General features: G+C 67.3%; 1 pseudogene. It reads left to right on the top strand.

Features of this window, described 5'->3' with window-relative positions:
- A pseudogene (locus FJ658_RS15070) lies at window positions 1-208 on the top strand (ABC transporter ATP-binding protein); the annotation flags it as partial.

The following is a 208-nucleotide window of genomic DNA, read 5'->3' as shown; positions in this document are numbered from 1 at the left end:
ATCCTGCTCGCCAAGACCTTCAACCGGCAGCCCGCCGAGATCGCCCGCTACTCGGCCGAGAACGACCGGCAGATCGAGCTGCAGGTGCGGCAGCAGATGTCGGGCCAGTGGTTTTTCGCCATCGTCGGCGTGTTCATGTCGGTCGTGCCGGCGGTCGTCTACCTGGTGGCGGCGTGGCTGATCCTGCACGAGGTGCCGGTGACGGCGG

The sequence above is a fragment of the Schumannella sp. 10F1B-5-1 genome (assembly GCF_006517535.1).
In the GTDB taxonomy this organism is placed as follows: Bacteria; Actinomycetota; Actinomycetes; order Actinomycetales; family Microbacteriaceae; genus Schumannella.
The sequence above is the reverse complement of the archived record's forward strand: the minus strand, read 5'-3'. Positions and strand labels throughout refer to the sequence as shown.